Raw genomic sequence first — 18,805 nt, forward strand, 5'->3', positions numbered from 1 at the left:
GAAAGGTAAGCAATTTTGAAAGAAAATAATTTTGAACGGATAAACATGGTTCGATTTTTGTTTCCAATACAGAAGAGTCTTATTGATATTTCAGTGGTCATAATATTGAAGAACAAATAGAAAAAATGTTATGATTGCCTTTTGATTTAGGTTTAACAACTATTTAACGATATTTAGGTTTTCTTTTAGTGAAAAATACTTATTTTTGTTTGTTTGGCTAAACTTTTAAGGTTTTTCTAAACCCTTTAAACTTGTTTGCCGTAGTAAACAAGATCACTGTAATTAAAATAATTAATTGTTATGAGTAGAAAAGTATTTTATTTGTTGGTTGTTGCTATTTTAGGAAGCACATTGTCTGTGTCTGCTCAGGATGCTGCACCAGTAATGAAATTTGATACAAAGGAGTACGATTTCAAGACTTTTAAGGAAGAAGATGGATTAACATCTTACTCGTTCGAATTTATTAACACTGGAAATCAGCCGGTTATTATTAATCAGGTACGATCCTCGTGCGGATGTACATCTCCGGAGTGGAGTAAACAACCAGTTGCACCAGGGCAGAAAGGTTTTGTGAAAGCAACTTTTGATCCTAAGAATCGTCCGGGTCCATTCAGTAAATCGATAACAATAACTGCAAATACCAATCCTGCAATTACTATTTTAAGAATTAGCGGCAATGTGATTGCCCGAGAGAAAACTGTGGCTGATTTGTATCCAAGAGAAATGAATGGCCTGCGATTGCAAAACAATCATCTTTCTTTTACCAAAGTGAAAAATACAGAAGTAAAAGATGCTTCAATGGAAGTTTATAATGATAGCGACAAGCCAATAAGCATTGGATTTAAAAGAGTACCAGCTCATTTAACTTTAAAGATGATTCCTGAAAATTTGCAACCCAAACAAAAGGGGCAAATTATTGCAACTTATGATGCCAGCAAGAAAAACGACTGGGGATTTGTGATCGATTATTTAGATGTCTTAATCAATCAAGAATATAAATCGGGTAACCGATTAACTGTTAGTGCTAATTTGGTAGAGGATTTCTCAAGTTTATCGAAAGCTGAATTAGCGAATTCTCCAAAAGTTGAATTTGTTAATGATGTATTTGATTTTGGTGAATTAATTCAGGGGGAAAATGCAGAATACACTTTTACGATGAAGAACCTGGGAAAATCTGATTTGATTATCCGAAAAACCAAAGCTTCATGTGGCTGTACCGCTATTGCTCCAAGCACTAAGATTATTAAAGCAGGTGAAGCATCGGAAATTAAAGTGGTATTTAATTCCAGAGGAAAAAGAGGCCGTCAAAATAAAATGATCACTGTGATTACTAATGATCCTGTTGATTCGGAAGTAAAACTTCGTGTTTCGGGAAATGTTGTGATGCCTAAAACGAATTAAACGTGATTTCAAAAATAAGATATAAAAGGCTTTTCCATCGGGAAAGCCTTTTATGTTGCTAACAAACATATACACTTTTCATGATGTTTGCTAAGTCATTACCTTGTAAATTTATAACTTCGCAAACAGAAACGAAAGGAAATTTCTTGTCATGTCAGATAAAAACAAAAGAGATCATATTGAAAATGCGCCTGATTACAAAGCGCTTAAGGTGAATAAGGGTATAAGTAAGCCACCATCGATTAATCCAAGGATTGCAGATAGGCTTAAAATGAATAAGCGGAAAAAATATTCTGTTGAGGATTATGTGAAGGGAATTTTAGAAGGGAATATTGGGATGCTAAGTCAGGCAATAACTCTTACCGAAAGCTCAAAACATGAACATCAGTCGGTAGCTCAGGAGATAATAGAAAGATGTTTGCCTTATTCCGGAAAGTCTGTCAGGATTGGAGTAACAGGAGTTCCTGGAGCGGGAAAAAGTACCTTTATTGAAGCATTTGGAAAGCATGTAACCCAACAGGGTCATAAATTGGCGGTATTGGCAATTGATCCCAGTAGTGAGAGAAGTAAGGGCAGTATTTTGGGAGATAAAACACGAATGGAAGAATTGGCGGTTGATCCCAAAGCTTATATCCGGCCTTCACCTTCGGCCGGATCTTTGGGTGGAGTGGCACGTAAAACCCGCGAAAGTTTAATTCTTTGCGAAGCCGCTGGTTTCGATACTATTTTGATCGAAACAGTTGGTGTAGGACAGTCGGAAACAGCTGTACATTCCATGGTAGATTTCTTTTTACTAATTAAAATTGCCGGTGCCGGTGATGAATTACAGGGAATTAAACGAGGAATTATGGAAATGGCCGATGCAATCAGTATTAATAAGGCTGATGGGAATAATATTCACAAAGCTCAATTGGCAAGGGTTCAATTTGAAAATGCTTTGCATTTGTTTCCTCAATCACCATCTGGGTGGATTCCCAAAGTTCTTACCTGTTCGTCTATCGAGAAAACAGGTATTGATACGATTTGGGATAATATTATGGAGTATTGCCATCATACACAGCAAAATGGATACTTTGATCAGCGAAGAAGTGAACAGGCCAAATATTGGATGTATGAAACAATTAATGAGCAATTACGGGATAGATTTTATCATCTGGAATTAATAAAAGGGCAAATTCCTGATTTTGAACAGAAGGTTTTGAATGATGAGATGAGCTCTTTTGTTGCTGCACACAAACTATTGGATGCTTATTTTAGTGATGTAAAAAATAAAGGGTAAAGTGCTATGTTCACCTAAAAACTTTTCTTTTTATTGTTTTATTTGGTAGTTTTAATGTCTAGTAAAAAAACAGATCAAAATACTTAATCACATGAAGAAAATTTTTATCGCAATTGCAGCGATTGGCCTTTTTTTAGGCTCTTGTACATCTAAAGATCAGTACAAATTAACCGGAAAAGTTGAAGGTATGACTGAAGGGAAAGTTTATCTTTCTAAACTTCAGGATAATAAATTGGTGAAAACTGATTCAACTGAAATGACCATCACGGGTTTTTCTTTTGAGGGAACTGTTGCCTCTCCGGATCTGTACTATATTGAGTTGGACGGTCAGCGAGGTGCAATTCAAGTGTTTCTTGAAAATACAGCAATTACTGTTGATGCCAATGTTGAAAACTTAAGGGAAGCTAAGGTTGTCGGTTCATTAAATCAAGATGTTTTAACAAATTTTGGTGAGCTGCAGAAAGGATTTCAGGAAAAACAACAAGCTTTGTATCCTGAATATCAAAAAGCAGCGGAAGCAAAGAATCAAGTTGCGATGGATTCTATAGAAGCAGAATTTAATAAATCAGAAGCTGATAAATTCACTGCAAGTAAGGAATTTTTAAAGTTGAATGGTAACACTGCTGCGGCAGCATTTGTTGCATATCGAATTGCCTCTCCACTTAATGCAGCCGAAATGGAAGAAGTTTACGCTTTGTTAGGTGAAAATGCTCTTGCTTCATCTTATGCAGGTTTACTTAAGGATAAGATTGAGGTGTTGAAAAAAGTAGCAATCGGACAACCGGCTCCTGATTTTACTTTGAATACCGCAGATGGAACACCACTTAGCTTGTCTTCTTTTAAAGGGAAAGTTGTGGTTATTGATTTTTGGGCATCATGGTGTGGTCCTTGTAGAAGAGAAAACCCTCATATGGTTGAAATGTATAATGAAGTTCACGCTAGTGGTGTCGAATTTTTAGGAGTCTCTTTAGATAAAGAAAAGGATAAATGGTTGAAAGCAATCGAAGATGATGGATTGATTTGGAATCATGTATCTGATTTAAAATTTTGGGACTCTGCAGCCGCAAAATTATATGGCATTAATGGGATTCCAGCAACAGTTGTAATTGACCAAGATGGAAACATTGCCGCTACAAAAGTATTTGGTGAAGAATTGAAAGCTACAATCGATAAGCTGATTCAGTAGTTTTTTTGCAAATAAAAACCTTTTGACCCGAGAGATAATTAAACTTATCTTTCGGGTCATTTTTTGTTAAATGAGTTGATTTTCATTAAATTCAAGTTCTGAATTTGTTCGGTTGCCTGTGTGATATACAATGAAAATTTAAGAGGAAAATCTTTGTGGAAACAAAAAAACATCTACTTTTGTTATTTAAAGTAGATCTAAATAAAACAACATCCCAAAACATAGAAATGTATTTAGTAAATAAATTTATTCTAGTCTTGCTGGCAGGTATTATAATGTCTTGTCAATCAGGTAAAGTAGAGAAGGAGTCCAATTTGATTTCTGTAAGTATATTGCCTCAAAAATATTTTATTGAGCGGATTGCAGGTAATGATTTTAAAGTAAATGTTCTGATTCCTCCGGGAGCCAGTCCGGCAACTTATGAGCCAACCCCAATGCAAATGAAAGATGTTGCCAAGTCGATCGCTTATTTTAAAATTGGTTATATTCCCTTCGAAACTGTTTGGCTGAATAATTTATTGGAAGGAACTGATGATATTAAGCTTATAGACCTTTCGAAAGGCATTGAATTGATTAAAGGTCAGGAGAAGCATGGAGATCATTTTCATGAAGGTGGAATCGATCCTCATATTTGGTCATCACTAAAATCAGTAAAAATACTTAGCAAGAATTTGTATCAGGAACTAATTAAAATGGCTCCTGAAAAGACGGATATTTATGAGAAAAATTATCAGCAGTTTCTTTCTGAAATAGAAGAATTAGATCAGGTAGCTGAAGATTCATTTAGGAATAAAAAAGGAATGTCGTTTATGATTTTTCATCCTGCTTTGACCTATTTGGCAAGAGATTATCACTTACATCAAATATCTGTAGAGATGGATGGTAAAGAGCCATCTCCAACTCATATGAAACATTTGGTAGAGGAAGCTCAGCGATTAAGTATAAAACATGTTTTTGTTCAGAAACAATTTAATGTTGAGAATGCCAAATCAATTGTTGCCGAGATTGATGGTGATGTTGTTGTTATTGATCCTTTGGCGGAAGATTGGCTGACTGAAATGAAAAGAATCATTACTATACTTAAAGACTGAAATTGTCGGAAATGAAAAAAATTCTGGAATTAAAATCACTGACTGCAGGATACGATGAAAAGATTGTATTGAAAGGGGTGAATTTGGTGGTGAAAGAAAATGATTTTTTGGGAATTATCGGTCCTAACGGTGGAGGTAAAACAACGCTGTTAAAGGTAATTTTGGGTACTATAAAGCCTGTTGAGGGAGAAATACTGCCGGATGGTAATGACAGATGTATTATTGGTTATTTGCCTCAAATCAATCAAATTGATAATAAGTTTCCAATTCCTGTTAAAGAGGTTGTTCTTTCAGGATTAATGTCTCATAAAAAGATATTTGGAAGATATAATAGTGAGAATAAGAGGCGTGCAGATGAATTAATGACGCAAATGGGTATTATTCATTTGAAGAATAAAAATATTGGAGAGTTGTCTGGCGGACAATTGCAGCGTGTATTTTTGTGCCGGGCAATTATTGCAGATCCGCAGTTGTTGATTTTGGATGAGCCGGATACTTATGTGGATAGCAATTTTGAAGGAGAGTTGTATGAAATTCTTCATCATTTAAATTCTCATATGGCCATTATTGTTGTCTCTCATGATGTTGGAACAATATGTTCTCATGTAAAGTCAATTGCCTGTGTGAATGAAACACTATGTTACCATGATTCGAATGTGATATCGCAAGAGCAGTTGATGGCCTATAATTGCCCGATTGATTTAATAACACATGGCGAAGTTCCTCACCGAGTACTAAAGCATCACAAGTAAGATATGAACGAACTAATAGAGTTATTTCAATATAATTTCTTTCTAAACGCTGTTGGAGCAGCAATTCTGGCGAGTATTTCCTGTGGAATTATCGGTTCTTATATTGTCGCACGAAGAATTGTTTTTATCAGTGGCGGAATTACACATGCCTCTTTCGGAGGAATTGGCCTTGCCTGGTATTTAGGATTGAATCCGGTATTTGGAGCCGCGGTTTTTGGTGTGTTATCAGCTTTGGGAATTGAATGGATCTCGAAAAAAACTGACGTGAGACAAGATTCTGTTATTGGAATTTTATGGGCTTTTGGAATGGCTTTGGGTATCCTGTTTATTTACATGACACCTGGTTATGCACCCAATTTAATGAGTTTTTTATTTGGGAATATTTTAACTGTCGGAGCCTTGGATTTATATCTGCTTTTAGGTTTATGTGTATTCACAATTGCTGTATTTTTCTTCTTGTTACGGCCGATTTTATTTGTTGCCTTCGATGAAGAATTTGCACGAACGCAGAAAGCTCCGGTTCAGTTTTTAAATTATTTACTGATATCATTGGTGGCTTTGGCCATTGTTTTAAATATTAGAGTGGTTGGAATTATTCTGGTGATTTCGTTTTTAACAATTCCGCAAACCATAGCCAATATGTTTACGAATGATTTTAAGAGAATGATCTTCGGATCGATAGTATTTGGAATTTTGGGATCGTTTATTGGCTTACTGGTTTCTTATCGAATTAATGCACCATCCGGAGCAACGATTATCTTTTCGTTCGTAATCCTGTTTGTGATAGCAAAACTTGTTCAGTTAGTTATGATTTCGGCTAGGCGTAAAAGTGTGGACTAAATCAATTGAAGAGGAAAAAGATCTGAATTAAAAAAGAATATATAAAGTAAAACAAAATTTATACTAATATAAACAACAAAATAAAATGAGTTACGATTTAATAGTAGTAGGAAGTGGTCCAGGTGGTTACGTAGCCGCCATTCGCGCTTCACAATTGGGTTTGAATGTTGCAGTTGTTGAACGCGCCGAATTGGGTGGGATTTGTTTGAACTGGGGTTGTATTCCAACCAAATCTTTGCTGAAATCAGCACAAGTATTTGAATATATGAAACACGCCGGAGATTATGGATTGACTGTAGAAGGCGAGGTTAAACCTGATTTTGAAAAGGTGGTTGCCCGTAGTCGTGGTGTAGCTGAAAAAATGAGCGGCGGAATTCAGTACCTGCTTAAAAAGAACAAAATTGAGGTAATCAATGGTTTTGGAAAATTAGTAGGTAACAAAACGGTTGAAGTTACGGCTGAAGATGGAACTAAATCCAATCATGAAGCAAAGCATATTATTTTGGCAACTGGAGCGCGTTCCCGCGAATTGCCAAATCTTCCACAGGATGGAAAAAACATTATCGGATACCGCAAAGCATTGACTTTGGAGAAATTGCCTAAATCAATGATTGTAGTTGGTTCCGGAGCAATTGGATCGGAGTTTGCATACTTCTATTCTACTATGGGAACTCAGGTTACTTTAGTAGAATTTTTGCCGGAAATTCTTCCTGTTGAAGATGAAGAGGTTTCGAAGCAAATGGGACGTAGTTTCAAGAAGAATAAAATTAAAGTCATGACCAATTCTACAGTTGAATCTGTTGAAGGATCGGATGGCAATTTAAAAGTGAATATTAAAAATAAGAAAGGCGAAATCGAAGTTCATGAGTGCGAAATTGTGCTTTCAGCAGTGGGAATTGCGCCTAATACCGAAAATATTGGTTTGGAAGAGGTAGGAGTGGCTACTGAAAATGGCAGAGTTCTTGTCGACGATTATTTCAGAACCAATGTGGAAGGTGTTTATGCAATTGGCGATATTATAAAAGGACCTGCTTTGGCTCACGTTGCGTCGGCCGAAGGAATTTGCTGTGTTGAGAAAATCGCCGGAATGAATGTTGAACCAATTGATTATACAACCATTCCCGGATGTACATATACAGTTCCTGAAGTTGCATCGATGGGATTGACCGAAAAAGCTGCGAAAGAAGCTGGATACGAGTTGAAGATTGGTAAATTCCCATTCTCAGCATCGGGAAAAGCAAGTGCTGCCGGAGCCAACGAAGGATTTGTTAAACTTGTATTTGATGCTAAGTATGGAGAATTACTTGGTGCTCACATGGTGGGTGCTAACGTAACCGAAATGATTGCAGAATTGGTTACTGCCCGTAAATTGGAAACGACTGGTCATGAATTGATTAAGGCAATTCACCCGCATCCAACCATGTCCGAAGCTATTATGGAAGCAGCGGCGGCTGCTTACGATGAGGTAATTCACATTTAAGAGATACGAAAATAATGCTGGATAAAAAGCCATCCTTTAGTTTATAGGGTGGCTTTTCTATTAAAATCCAGCGTTTTTTTAGTTTCGTTTTTTTAAGTTTGTGAGAATTAATTTAAAACTTCAACCGACTAACTACAAAAAAATGAAGAAATTTTTATTGGTACCTATTCTTGCATTGACATTCAGTACCATGTCAATTGGACAAAATAAGGGAACTGTAGATGCTAAAATGTTGAACGAGATTCGTTCAAGTTTCAAATTGGATGCTTCGAGCAGAGCAATTCAAAATGCAATTACCAATTCGGAAAGTATTCGAGAGCTGTCTCTCAATCATGAAAAGATTGGAAAAACAGACCATTTTTTCAAATACAGAGTTGATGTAAAGGGAATTACGAATCAGGAAAGTTCAGGCAGATGTTGGATGTTTACTTCTATGAATACAATTCGTCCGGAAGTAATGAAAAAATTTAATTTGAATTCATTCGATTTTTCTCACAACTACAACTATTTCTGGGATTTGTTCGAGAAATCAAATTTGTTTCTTGAGAATATAATTGCAACTGCTGATCGTAAGATGGATGATCGGGAAGTTGTTCTTTATTTTAAAGGTCCTGTTGATGACGGCGGCGTTTGGAATTCTTTTTTTAATGTAGCTAAAAAATATGGTGTTGTTCCGGCGGAAGTAATGCCGGAAACAAAGGTGAGCAATAAAACCCGCGAAATTACAAGCTTGATCAATGAAAAATTAAGAGGAGAGGGATACAAGCTTCGTAATATGATTGCTGAAAAAGCATCGGTGAAAGATATTGCATTGGCAAAAATGACCGCTTTAAAATCAATTTACCGCATGTTGGCTTTAAGTTTGGGCGAACCTCCGGTAAATTTTTCATGGAGATTTAAGGATGCTGATGGAAAAATCAGCGAAAGCAAAATGTATACTCCTAAAGAATTTTTGGCTGAAATTAATCCTGATTTTGCGAATACTGAATTGGTGATGATCATGAATGATCCGACTCGTGATTATTATAAGGTATACGAAATTAAGAATTACAGAAATGTTGAGGAAGGAATCAATTGGACGTATTTAAATCTTCCGAATGATGAAATTAAAAAGTTTGCAATGGCTTCTATCAAGAACAATGAAGCAATGTATGCATCCTGCGATGTAGGAAAACAACACAACAGAAAAGCGGGTGTAATGGATTTGAATACCTACGATTATGCTTCTTTACTGGGAGTCGAATTCGATATGGATAAAAAAGCCAGAGTTTTGACTCGTCAATCCGGTTCTTCTCATGCAATGGCATTGATTGGCGTTGATGTGGATGAAAATGAAGTGCCTGTGAAATGGGAATTTGAAAACTCGTGGGGAAGTACCTCAGGAAATAATGGATATTTAACTTTCACAGATGAATGGTTCTCGGAATATATGTTTCGTGTGGTAATCAACAAAAACTATTTGGACGAGAAAGCGAAGGAAGCACTTAAAACAACTCCGATATTACTGCCGGTTTGGGATTATATGTTTTAGGCTCAATCAAAAATAGATCTATAGAAAGAGAACCTCTGTTTTGAGGTTCTTTTTTGGTTTGTGACTTGTTTGTAGTGACAAGGAGTTATGTTGGGCTAATGAATAACATTTAGATTTAATAGCTGACCTATTTTTTGAGCTTCCAGTTTGGCTTCCAATAAATCTTTACATCTTTTAAAAGGAATTCTTCGATTGCGGTTTTTCAGAAATAAAACTACAAAGCAATCATCTGTCTTCAAATTCGTTTCTTTTTGTTCGGGAATATAGGAATCTCGCAGAATAATAGATGAGATTCCGGCAACACGGTCAATATTTTTTAAACTTCTCCACGAGCCCGATTTAAATAGCCCAAAGTAGGCGTAGTAGAATTTGTATTTTTCATCGTCCTTGTCCAGGTAGATTCCAGAGTAGGAAAATGCCATAAACGATCCGATTAGAACTAATAATAGCGTGAGAGGGAGGATGGATGAATAAATTCCCACAAGCATGATCATCCAACCAAGTATCGATCCCGCTTGCCCAAATAGTTTATCGAGTTTGTTGTGAATCATCTTTTTGGTTATTTAGTTTAATTACTATATAACCGTAATTGATACCAATTTACCCTACTTCTGTTTTATCCTTATTTTTTTCAGGGTGAAAACCCGGCTCCGAATATTGATTTGGGAGCAGTAATTTAATTAATAAGTTTTTCTTATTGATATATGATTTTTAATAATCTGAATGATGTGATATTTGTATCAGAGAATTAGAAATAATATTAATAAACTAAAAATAAGAAAACATGAAAAACAGTAAAAGTAACCTGGAAGTAGCAGAATTAAATGCAAAAGAAAGAGAAGTAGAGCAATTGCAAATATTGTTGGCCAATTATCAATTGTATTATCAGAATTTACGCAATTTTCATTGGAATGTAGGGGGAAACGATTTTTTTGAGTTGCACGCCAAATTTGAGGAGTTGTATGTTGACGCCAGCGATAAAGTGGATGAAATTGCAGAGCGGGTATTAACATTGGAAGGTCATCCTTTGGGAAATTTTTCCGATTACGTTGCCATTTCAACCATTCAGGAAGCCAACTCAAATTGTTCAGGTACCGATATGGTGAAACAAATTATTCAGTCGCACAATATTTTAATCGGGAAAGTAAAAGAAGTATTAATTCAGGCAAATGAAAATGAGGATGAAGGAACTTTAGATATTCTGCCAGCCTACGTTTCTTATTTTGAGAAGCTAAACTGGATGTTTAAAGCATATTTGCGCTAAAATAAAATGCCTCCAATTATTATTGGAGGCACTTTTTATATTTTATTCAAAATCCATAACAATAGGAGAATACATGTAGTTTTCCATGTAATCTTCCATTTTATTGGTGATTTTATTGGTAAATACAATTCGTTGTGATTTGGGAAGATTATCAGATAGTCGATTAATATCCGAAACAATTTGTTCTTTAATAATCATCTCAGCATCATCAATGGCAACTATTTTTAAATTGCTAAGATTGATTCCGCTAAACGAGTACAATTCGTTGAATTTTCTTGCTGTTGCAATAACAATATCCGAACCGGCATAAATTTTATCACGCAGGTTGTGTAAATTCCCTGCATCACCTTCACTAAATATCCTCAGGCTGGTATTGTGACTTAGTGCCAGAAACTGTTCTTTCAGTTGAATTGCTTTCTCTCTATCCGAAACAACAACAATGGCTCTTGGTACATCCTCAAAATCAGCTTTAAGCTGCTGAATAATACCAATAATTATAGTATGGGTTTTCCCGGATTCATCAGGAGCTTTAACAAATAAATCAACACCGCTTTTTATTTTTGAGATGCAACTCTTTTGAACTTCTGTTGGAGTTTCAAAACCATATTCTTCAATAGCTTCTAAAAGCTGTGGATCTAATTTTTTTAAAAACATTGGGTGATTGTATTTTTTGTATTCAATGCAAAATTACTAAATATCCCATCATTAGAAACTTTATAGTGATATTTGAAAGAAAGAGGCACGCGGGATGCCTCTTTTCGGTTCTATAATTGCTTGGCAAGTTTCATTAATTGGATAAATTCACTTCGGTAGCCTTCTTTGTCTTCGCCCTTTGATTGTTGAGCCAGATCAATCAGCATACCGTAAGAACAGTTTCCCTTAAATTTTGAATCTCTTAACAGAAGTCCGAAACCGGCAACAGAAGCTGAGAATTTGAAGTTATTGGATAGTTCCCGCCTGTCAATTCGTGTATTGGAAATTATTTTTTCCAATAACAGACTCTTTTTACCATCTGGTTTTTTGTAGCGGAATTTTACTGTGGCCAGTTCGTTTCCCGTATATGCATTGGCGTTTAAACTTGTGTTCTGATATTTTAATTCCTGATCTTGTTTTTTCTTGTTCTTCATTAACTTGATCTCGTAAAGAGCCGTTACGCTGTGACCAGATCCCAATTCTCCGGCATCTTTTGTATCATCTTCAAAATCCTCACTAGCCAACATTCTGTTTTCGTATCCTACCAATCTGTATTCTGCCACAACAGCAGGATTGAATTCAATCTGGATTTTCACATTCTTGGCAATGGTGAATAAAGTACCGCCAAATTCATTTACCAATACTTTTTTTGCTTCCAAAAGATTGTCAATGTAGGCATAGTTGCCATTTCCTTTATCGGCAATAATTTCCATTTTATCATCTTTGTAATTTCCCATGCCAAAGCCTAAAACAGAAATGAAAATTCCTTTTTCACGTTCTTTTTCAATCAATCGCTCCATTTCAGCATTACTCGATTGACCAATATTAAAATCACCATCGGTAGCTAAAATAATACGATTGTTTCCTCCTTCAATAAAATTTTCACTTGCTACTTTGTATGCTTGTTTTAGTCCCGATGCTCCGGCAGTAGAACCACCTGCATTTAAGCGGTTAAGTGCATTTAAGATATCTTCTTTTCTTGATCCTGAAGTAGAGGGAAGAACCAATCCTGAATTTCCGGCATAAACAACTATTGCAACTCTGTCATCTTCCCTAAGCTGACCAACCAAAAGCTTAAATGCTTTTTTTAGCAATGGTAATTTGTTTGGAGAATCCATCGAACCTGAAACGTCAAGAAGAAATACCAGATTGGATGCCGGTAGATTTTTGGTTTCAATTTTTTTGCCTTGTAAACCAATGTGCAGCAATAAATTTTCTGAGTTCCACGGACATTCAGCCACTTCGTTTGTGATAGAAAAAGGATGCTCGTCATTGGGTTGCGCATAGTCGTAATTAAAATAATTCACCATTTCTTCAATTCGAACGGCATCAATTGGCGGTTTGGTTCCTTCTGTTAAAAATCGACGAACATTACTGTACGAAGCAGCATCAACATCAATCGAGAAAGTAGAGAGTGGATTTTTAACTGCTTGTTTGTATCCATTTTCATGAATGGCAGAGTAAGCTTCTGTGTTGAAGTCTTCTTCCATTTCGCAATCCATCATTTCTAATAGTACAGGATTGCGCTTTTTGAATTTCCTGCCTTTTACACGCACTCCGGCAGCACTTCCCGTAATTGCTTGTTGTTTACTTATTCCATAAGCGCACACAACCACTTCATTCAGGCTAATGTCTTCTGCCTTTAGGATTACATTAATGATACTTTGTTGCTTTACCTTAATTTCCTGTGCAATCATCCCAATAAATCCAAAAATTAATATGTCATTTTCATTGGCTTCTATTGTGTACTTTCCTTCAATATTAGTAACAGAACCAATACCTGTTCCTTTAATTATTATACTAACACCTGGCATTGGGACATTCGATTCATCGCTTACAGCTCCGCTTATACTTTTCGCAGATAAATTTCCTATCAGAAACAGGCTGATAAGTGTTATTAGAATTGCTTTTGTTCTCATGGCTATCTTTTTTTAATGAATACTTATTTTTTGCTTATTTACCTGTAGGATGCAATCGGAAAACAAATTCCATAAAAAGTTTTCATCTTTTTTTCTTTTTTGTTAACTCGCGGTAGTGAATGAATTGTTTATTAAGTGAATATTTTTAATGTTTCGACTCAAAAAAAATCCGGAAAGTAAAGAAGATCTGCAGTTGCTTCAAGAGTATAGGAAGCAAGGCGATCTGGATGTGCTTGGACAACTTTTTGAGCGGTACATGCACTTGGTATATGGTGTAGCATTAAAACATTTTAGCGATCGGGAATTGGCGAAAGATGCAGTAAATCAAATTTTTGAACGTCTAATTGTTGAAATCCCTAAATTTGAGATACAGAATTTTAAGAGCTGGTTGTTTGTTGTGACAAAGAATTTCTGTTTAATGGAAATTCGAAAGGAAAAATCACATCGAAACAGATTCGAGAAATTTTCTGCCGATCAAAATATGGAATCTGCCGAATTTTTGCATCCTATAGATGAAGTGACAAATAGTTCTTTGGAAGATAATCTGAAACATTGCATTGAACGCTTAAAATTGGAACAAAGGCAATGTGTGGTGTTGTTTTATTATCAGGAAAAGGGATACAAAGAGATTTCGGAAGAACTGGAGTTTCCTGAGAAAAAGGTAAAAAGCTATATTCAGAACGGAAAGCGAAACCTGAAAATTTGTTTGGAACAGATAGAATCGAAGCATGAGGTTTAAAAGTAGATTGACATATCGAAACTTTATAGACTACTTCAGTAATAAACTGGAGAAGAAGGAGAAACATGCGTTCGAGAAAAAGATGATGCAGGATGCTTTTGATAGTGAGGCTTTTGATGGCTTGTCGAAAATAAGCAGTCAGGAGCTTGAGCAGGATTTTGCAGAATTAAAAAATAAAATACACGCAAGAACACAGGAAAGAAAAAGAAGAATTCCGATTTGGTTTCCTTATGCGGCCAGCATTGTAATTTTGATCGGTTTAGGTTCTGTTCTGATGTATTTAAATCAATATTCAGTTCAGAATGAGATGATTGGTAGTCAGATGGAAAGTGAAGTAAAAAAAGCAGAAGTTACTGTTGTTCAGCCTGAACTCCCTGCAAAGAAATCTGAATTGCTGGATATTATTGATACACTTAAGGAAGATTCAGAACTTGAGTTTTCGGACAGCGGGGATTCTGAAGTACAAGAATTTGCTGTAGTTGAGGATGAGGAAGTTGATGAGGAGATTGAAACTTTCTCTAAATCGGAGATTCTTTCTGAAGCACCTGTTACGAATAAAAAAATGTCGGTAAATAGAATCACCAAAAGTGCTGATGCTGATTTAGAAAACACACTTGAAATAGAAAAAGCCTTGTCAGGGAAAGTGGCTGGACTTGAAGTCTCTAAACAAAAAAAACAGGAAGAACCGCTTGCGTTTCACGCAGATAGTTCAAAGAAAGATATCAATAGGATGATAAACGGAGTGGTTTTAGATGAGGATGAAGTGCCAATTCCAGGAGTGCAGATTTTTAGTAAAGAGACAGGAGAAGGTGTTGTTACAAATATGGACGGTCAATTTCAGATTAATGCCAATGATACAAATAAAACTTACAAACTGACTGCTTCATTTATTGGTTACGAGCAGAAAGAAATAAATGCTCAGGCTGATTCAACATTACTGGTGATATTGGAATCAGATGAAGTTTCAATGGATGAGGTTGTTGTGGTTGCATATGGTTCGGATGGAGATCAATTGGAAGATTCAAACAATTCATGGGAGAAGGCAAGGCCGGCGAATTCAGCATCAATATCGAATTTTAAAAAGGTACTGATTGAAAAGTTGGATTACTCCAAATTTGAACATTTGCATGGAGCTTATAAGCTGAAATTGTCATTCATTGTTACCGCTTCGGGTACTGTTGATGAAATTGTTTTTAAAGACAAACCGGATTCTGTATTGGTTTCTGAAATTGAAAACTTACTCCGTAGCGGAGAAAACTGGGAGCCTGCCAAATCGAGAGGAATTCCTGTTTCTTCAAAAGTGAGAATGGTACTTAAATTGCATTTTGAGTAGAGGTTTGTACTTTTTTCCTTTTGTTGGTAAGATAAACACCTAAAAGAATACATGCCATACATGTCAGATGCAGAATAGTAATGGTTTCGCCATCAATAACACCCCAGAAAATAGCAAAAACAGGAATGATGTAGGTTACTGATGAGGCGTAAATTGCAGAGCTGTATCTGATTAAGCTATTCATTAACAGCATGGCGAGAGCGGTTCCAATTATTCCTAAAGCCGCCAATGCAAGAAAATGAATTGGCCAGTTTGGTGACTGAAGCACAGGTTCGAAATTTGTTGTTGCCAGATAGATTAGTGCTGCAGGACCGGTAAAAAAGAAAGCCAAAGAGGTAATCTGAATACCCGTTAAATGAGATAATTTCGATTTAATTTCGTTGATGTTTATTCCGTAAAATACGGTTGCGAGAACAATTAGCAAGGCATAGCTGTTCACATTTCCCAAAGCCAACTCCTTGCCTGAAGTAATTAAACCCAAAGCACCAATTAGTCCGATCACCAGACCTGTAACCTGCAGCCATTTGAATTTCGTTTTATGCAGCAGTATTCCTATGGCTAATGTGAATATTGGAGTTAGAGAATTCAACATGCCAGCCAATGCACTGTCAATTTGAGTTTGTGCCTTGGTAAACAGAAAAGCCGGGATAAAACTTCCAATAAAGCCAGCAATCAAAAGACTTTTCAGATCCTTTTTTTTCAAAAATTTTAAATTCTTAATTGAATAAGGCAAAAGCACCAGCGAGGCCAAAAACATACGGATTCCTGCCGCCTGTTCGCTGCTAAAACTTTTCAATCCTATTTTCATCAGAATAAAAGAAGATCCCCAAATAAAGGCGAGCAACAGTAAAATTAAATATTGAAACCAAGCTTTGTTCCAGTGCATAGTATGTTGTGTTAGAGCACTCGAAAGTAATTCAATTTTGGGAAAGAACAAACCCTCTGGCAAGGAAGAAAATTACGCTTGCAACTATTTTTAACTATATAAAACAATTTTTTATGAGTGTTGGCTCATTTGTGCATTTTGAAAATACAAACAGCCCCAAATTGTTTGTGATTTGGGGCTAAACTACAACAGGTTCAGCTGTGTAATAGTTACACCTAACTATTATGTGAAATATACTATCATTTATTCGTGGAGTATAATATTCATACTCTTTCATGTTTTTATCAACTAGAAATAATACAGTGTTTTTTTTTTGGGGTTTGTGCACTAACTTTTAAAAAGTTGAGCATTAATATTGCACAAATTATAATTATTGGATTGTGTTTCATTTTTCACAATTATCTTAACTGAATAGCTCATAAACTTATGCAAAAATGAAAGTTGAAGTCTAAACTCCAACTTTCATCATGCCAAAAATTAATCTTCAGATTCAGCAAATCTTAATATACACTGATGTAGTGTAACAGAATCTTTTGTAAGATCATTTAAATCCTCTTTGAAAACTACATAGTAGTATTTATCTAAGTTGTAAAAACCTACTCTTTCCATAATGTTTTGACCCCTGATATCCTAGAGTTTTATTCTATTTTTTAATTTTCATTTTTATAGAGCGATTTAGGCTCTGTCAAAATTTAATAATACTAAGCTATTTTCCCTAGCTTTTTAATTAAATGCTGATCCTGCTTCCACTTTTCATTTGGAGTAATTCTCCCAAGTAAACCATGTAATCTTTCACTATTATAGAATGGCACATATCTTTTTATAATCTGCTGTATTTCACCGAAAGTACGATAATCGACTCTGTCAAAGATATCTCTCTTTAAAGTACCATGATATGCTTCAATATGCGCATTTTCTTCAGGTGTTGCCACGTGAGTAAATTCTTGTTCAAACCCGACTAAATGAATGTAATCTCTCACATTACGAGCAATAAACTGACTTCCATTATCAGATCTGATTATCAGAGATTCTGGAGTTGGATATTCATCGACAATTGTTGATAATAATTCAATCACCTCTTTTTGCTTTACATTGAATGCAAAAGTATAACCTAATATTTTTCTAGTATGAACATCAATTATCGATAAAAGATAAGCGTTCTTTCCCATATTGGGAATCCAAATCATCTTGATATCCATTTCAAGACACTCCATAGGATGGCTTGTGTGAACCTTCCTAAATCTTACGAACTTGCGCCCACCACCACTTCTTTTAATTCTTGAATTAGGCTTTAAAAGTCCTGTATTACTCATTATTCTGTACACTTTCTTGTGATTGATCTTATAACCCTTACGCTGAAGATACTTTGTCATTATTCGATAACCACAATCAATAAACTCATGCTCCAATACGCCTTTTATAGCTTCTACAACAGTCCTTTCTTCAACCAGGCCATCGTTACTATGCTTGGTTTGCTTGCTAGGCAAAACACCTTTTCTGCCATTTAACTTCTCTTTATAGTAATAACTACTCTCAGAGAGTCCTACATACTTTAACAAATCTTTGATACTTGCAGTATATTTTTCGAAGAAACGATCTACTAGATTTTTCTTGGATCGTCTGTTCCAAACTTTTTTTTTAGAAGCTCTTTCTGAATTTCCAATTCTATTTCCCGGTCTGCTAAAAGCTTGCGTAGAATCCGAATCTCTTCCTCAGCTTTCTTCATCTCTGGACTGCTGTTATCATATTTAACTCTTAAGCCAGCTTCTCCCTTAGTATCGAACTTCTTTTTCCAATTATAGAAAGCTCCAGTACTAACATTATACCTTCTACAAACTTCTACTACATTACCAGTTTCTGCCTCGCTTAAAATGGCTAGTTTTTCTTCTAATGTCCAACGTCTTTTCATACCCTAAATTTAACTGTTTTAAATCTGAAATTTTACTCCAGTCTTTTTCGGGGCTAAACTACATAATACCCTGAAGAGATTTTTGTTCAGACAACCATTCTACATTTAGTGTATCATATTTGGGGATGTTGCACTTAGCTATTGTGATTTTGGGTTCTTTAACAGCTATTTTATTTCTGAAGTCTTCCAGTAATTCGTCAAAAACAGCTTTTGCAAAATCATTATTTTCACCAAAATACTCACAGTCAACAGCAATAACAAAACTCTCCGTCTCGTAAAAACGCTTTTCTATTCGAAAGTCTACAATATCAAGTTTTCGATCGATTAGAAAAAGTAGTGTGTCTTTTTGTTGTGCTTCAACCGAGAAGACAATCATTACTAACAAAGCTATAAGTGCATATTTCATTTTAATAAGGACAGTTTTTATTAATTTGACTTAAAATATCAGATTCTAAAATGGATCTTTCTTCAGGTGTTACTGTAAATGTATCGTTTCCTACTT

At 35.5% G+C, this 18,805-nt stretch carries 18 protein-coding genes; 11 read left to right on the top strand and 7 right to left on the bottom strand.

From position 1 onward, the window contains the following. Window positions 1-300: 300 nt before the first annotated feature. The 8 genes from ACKU4N_RS03750 (at window position 301) to ACKU4N_RS03785 (ending at window position 9,560) form a co-directional block, all read left to right on the top strand. A complete protein-coding gene (locus tag ACKU4N_RS03750; RefSeq protein WP_321320721.1) occupies window positions 301-1,401 on the top strand; it encodes a DUF1573 domain-containing protein in 1,101 nt (366 codons plus the stop codon). A 151-nt stretch (window positions 1,402-1,552) separates the two neighbouring features. Then, a complete protein-coding gene (gene meaB / locus ACKU4N_RS03755) occupies window positions 1,553-2,680 on the top strand; it encodes a methylmalonyl Co-A mutase-associated GTPase MeaB (RefSeq protein WP_321320723.1) in 1,128 nt (375 codons plus the stop codon). 91 nt (window positions 2,681-2,771) lie between these two features. Further along, the gene (locus ACKU4N_RS03760; protein WP_321320727.1) at window positions 2,772-3,866 is read left to right on the top strand and encodes a redoxin domain-containing protein; all 1,095 of its coding nucleotides are present in this window, start codon (window positions 2,772-2,774) and stop codon (window positions 3,864-3,866) included. 227 nt (window positions 3,867-4,093) lie between these two features. Then, window positions 4,094-4,957 (top strand): metal ABC transporter solute-binding protein, Zn/Mn family, encoded by an 864-nt coding sequence (locus ACKU4N_RS03765; protein ID WP_321320729.1) that lies wholly within the window; start codon window positions 4,094-4,096, stop codon window positions 4,955-4,957. 11 nt (window positions 4,958-4,968) lie between these two features. Continuing rightward, a complete protein-coding gene (locus ACKU4N_RS03770) occupies window positions 4,969-5,709 on the top strand; it encodes a metal ABC transporter ATP-binding protein (RefSeq protein WP_124993214.1) in 741 nt (246 codons plus the stop codon). Window positions 5,710-5,712: 3 nt separating this feature from the next. Beyond that, window positions 5,713-6,549: a metal ABC transporter permease gene (locus ACKU4N_RS03775; protein WP_321320732.1), complete on the top strand. Its 837-nt coding sequence runs from the start codon at window positions 5,713-5,715 to the stop codon at window positions 6,547-6,549. Window positions 6,550-6,634: 85 nt separating this feature from the next. Then, entirely contained in the window at window positions 6,635-8,029 is a 1,395-nt protein-coding gene (gene lpdA, locus ACKU4N_RS03780) for a dihydrolipoyl dehydrogenase (RefSeq protein WP_321320735.1), read from the top strand. A gap of 142 nt (window positions 8,030-8,171) precedes the next feature. Beyond that, complete coding sequence (locus ACKU4N_RS03785) at window positions 8,172-9,560, top strand: C1 family peptidase (protein WP_321320737.1); 1,389 nt, start codon at window positions 8,172-8,174, stop codon at window positions 9,558-9,560. Window positions 9,561-9,655: 95 nt separating this feature from the next. Here ACKU4N_RS03785 and ACKU4N_RS03790 read toward each other — a convergent pair whose 3' ends face one another. Beyond that, window positions 9,656-10,111, bottom strand: coding sequence for a hypothetical protein (locus ACKU4N_RS03790; RefSeq protein ID WP_124993211.1), 456 nt, complete (start codon window positions 10,109-10,111; stop codon window positions 9,656-9,658). A gap of 233 nt (window positions 10,112-10,344) precedes the next feature. Here ACKU4N_RS03790 and ACKU4N_RS03795 point away from each other — a divergent pair, with 233 nt between their 5' ends. Continuing rightward, window positions 10,345-10,824 (top strand): Dps family protein, encoded by a 480-nt coding sequence (locus tag ACKU4N_RS03795; protein WP_156197058.1) that lies wholly within the window; start codon window positions 10,345-10,347, stop codon window positions 10,822-10,824. A 42-nt stretch (window positions 10,825-10,866) separates the two neighbouring features. Here ACKU4N_RS03795 and ACKU4N_RS03800 read toward each other — a convergent pair whose 3' ends face one another. Then, the gene (locus ACKU4N_RS03800; protein ID WP_321320740.1) at window positions 10,867-11,478 is read right to left on the bottom strand and encodes a DEAD/DEAH box helicase; all 612 of its coding nucleotides are present in this window, start codon (window positions 11,476-11,478) and stop codon (window positions 10,867-10,869) included. 110 nt (window positions 11,479-11,588) lie between these two features. Further along, complete coding sequence (locus tag ACKU4N_RS03805) at window positions 11,589-13,436, bottom strand: vWA domain-containing protein (RefSeq protein ID WP_321320742.1); 1,848 nt, start codon at window positions 13,434-13,436, stop codon at window positions 11,589-11,591. Window positions 13,437-13,584: 148 nt separating this feature from the next. On the opposite strand from ACKU4N_RS03805, the gene ACKU4N_RS03810 reads away from it, so the two are divergent. Beyond that, a complete protein-coding gene (locus ACKU4N_RS03810) occupies window positions 13,585-14,175 on the top strand; it encodes an RNA polymerase sigma factor (RefSeq protein WP_321320744.1) in 591 nt (196 codons plus the stop codon). Beyond that, window positions 14,165-15,508, top strand: coding sequence for an energy transducer TonB (locus ACKU4N_RS03815; protein ID WP_321320746.1), 1,344 nt, complete (start codon window positions 14,165-14,167; stop codon window positions 15,506-15,508). The genes ACKU4N_RS03810 and ACKU4N_RS03815 overlap by 11 nt, the downstream gene beginning before the upstream one ends. Here ACKU4N_RS03815 and ACKU4N_RS03820 read toward each other — a convergent pair. The 4 genes from ACKU4N_RS03820 to ACKU4N_RS03835 all read right to left on the bottom strand — a co-directional run bounded on the left by ACKU4N_RS03820 (window position 15,489) and on the right by ACKU4N_RS03835 (window position 18,709). Further along, a complete protein-coding gene (locus ACKU4N_RS03820) occupies window positions 15,489-16,394 on the bottom strand; it encodes a DMT family transporter (protein ID WP_321320748.1) in 906 nt (301 codons plus the stop codon). The genes ACKU4N_RS03815 and ACKU4N_RS03820 overlap by 20 nt on opposite strands. Window positions 16,395-17,095: 701 nt before the next feature. Then, entirely contained in the window at window positions 17,096-18,058 is a 963-nt protein-coding gene (locus ACKU4N_RS03825) for an IS3 family transposase (RefSeq protein ID WP_321322742.1), read from the bottom strand. Next, complete coding sequence (locus tag ACKU4N_RS03830) at window positions 17,995-18,303, bottom strand: transposase (RefSeq protein ID WP_321317798.1); 309 nt, start codon at window positions 18,301-18,303, stop codon at window positions 17,995-17,997. Before ACKU4N_RS03830 ends, ACKU4N_RS03825 begins: the two co-directional genes overlap by 64 nt. A gap of 58 nt (window positions 18,304-18,361) precedes the next feature. Then, entirely contained in the window at window positions 18,362-18,709 is a 348-nt protein-coding gene (locus ACKU4N_RS03835; RefSeq protein WP_321320750.1) for a hypothetical protein, read from the bottom strand. Window positions 18,710-18,805: the final 96 nt, after the last annotated feature.

It is taken from the genome of Labilibaculum sp. (assembly GCF_963664555.1).
GTDB lineage: Bacteria > Bacteroidota > Bacteroidia > Bacteroidales > Marinifilaceae > Labilibaculum.

Excerpts from the sequence above, each read along its gene's own strand:
- ACKU4N_RS03750 (WP_321320721.1), top strand. The coding sequence starts at position 301 with ATGAGTAGAAAAGTATTTTATTTGTTGGTTGTTGCTATTTTAGGAAGC.
- meaB (WP_321320723.1), top strand. The coding sequence starts at position 1,553 with ATGTCAGATAAAAACAAAAGAGATCATATTGAAAATGCGCCTGATTAC.
- ACKU4N_RS03760 (WP_321320727.1), top strand. The coding sequence starts at position 2,772 with ATGAAGAAAATTTTTATCGCAATTGCAGCGATTGGCCTTTTTTTAGGC.
- ACKU4N_RS03765 (WP_321320729.1), top strand. The coding sequence starts at position 4,094 with ATGTATTTAGTAAATAAATTTATTCTAGTCTTGCTGGCAGGTATTATA.
- ACKU4N_RS03770 (WP_124993214.1), top strand. The coding sequence starts at position 4,969 with ATGAAAAAAATTCTGGAATTAAAATCACTGACTGCAGGATACGATGAA.
- ACKU4N_RS03775 (WP_321320732.1), top strand. The coding sequence starts at position 5,713 with ATGAACGAACTAATAGAGTTATTTCAATATAATTTCTTTCTAAACGCT.
- lpdA (WP_321320735.1), top strand. The coding sequence starts at position 6,635 with ATGAGTTACGATTTAATAGTAGTAGGAAGTGGTCCAGGTGGTTACGTA.
- ACKU4N_RS03785 (WP_321320737.1), top strand. The coding sequence starts at position 8,172 with ATGAAGAAATTTTTATTGGTACCTATTCTTGCATTGACATTCAGTACC.
- ACKU4N_RS03790 (WP_124993211.1), bottom strand. The coding sequence starts at position 10,111 with ATGATTCACAACAAACTCGATAAACTATTTGGGCAAGCGGGATCGATA.
- ACKU4N_RS03795 (WP_156197058.1), top strand. The coding sequence starts at position 10,345 with ATGAAAAACAGTAAAAGTAACCTGGAAGTAGCAGAATTAAATGCAAAA.
- ACKU4N_RS03800 (WP_321320740.1), bottom strand. The coding sequence starts at position 11,478 with ATGTTTTTAAAAAAATTAGATCCACAGCTTTTAGAAGCTATTGAAGAA.
- ACKU4N_RS03805 (WP_321320742.1), bottom strand. The coding sequence starts at position 13,436 with ATGAGAACAAAAGCAATTCTAATAACACTTATCAGCCTGTTTCTGATA.
- ACKU4N_RS03810 (WP_321320744.1), top strand. The coding sequence starts at position 13,585 with ATGTTTCGACTCAAAAAAAATCCGGAAAGTAAAGAAGATCTGCAGTTG.
- ACKU4N_RS03815 (WP_321320746.1), top strand. The coding sequence starts at position 14,165 with ATGAGGTTTAAAAGTAGATTGACATATCGAAACTTTATAGACTACTTC.
- ACKU4N_RS03820 (WP_321320748.1), bottom strand. The coding sequence starts at position 16,394 with ATGCACTGGAACAAAGCTTGGTTTCAATATTTAATTTTACTGTTGCTC.
- ACKU4N_RS03830 (WP_321317798.1), bottom strand. The coding sequence starts at position 18,303 with ATGAAAAGACGTTGGACATTAGAAGAAAAACTAGCCATTTTAAGCGAG.
- ACKU4N_RS03835 (WP_321320750.1), bottom strand. The coding sequence starts at position 18,709 with ATGAAATATGCACTTATAGCTTTGTTAGTAATGATTGTCTTCTCGGTT.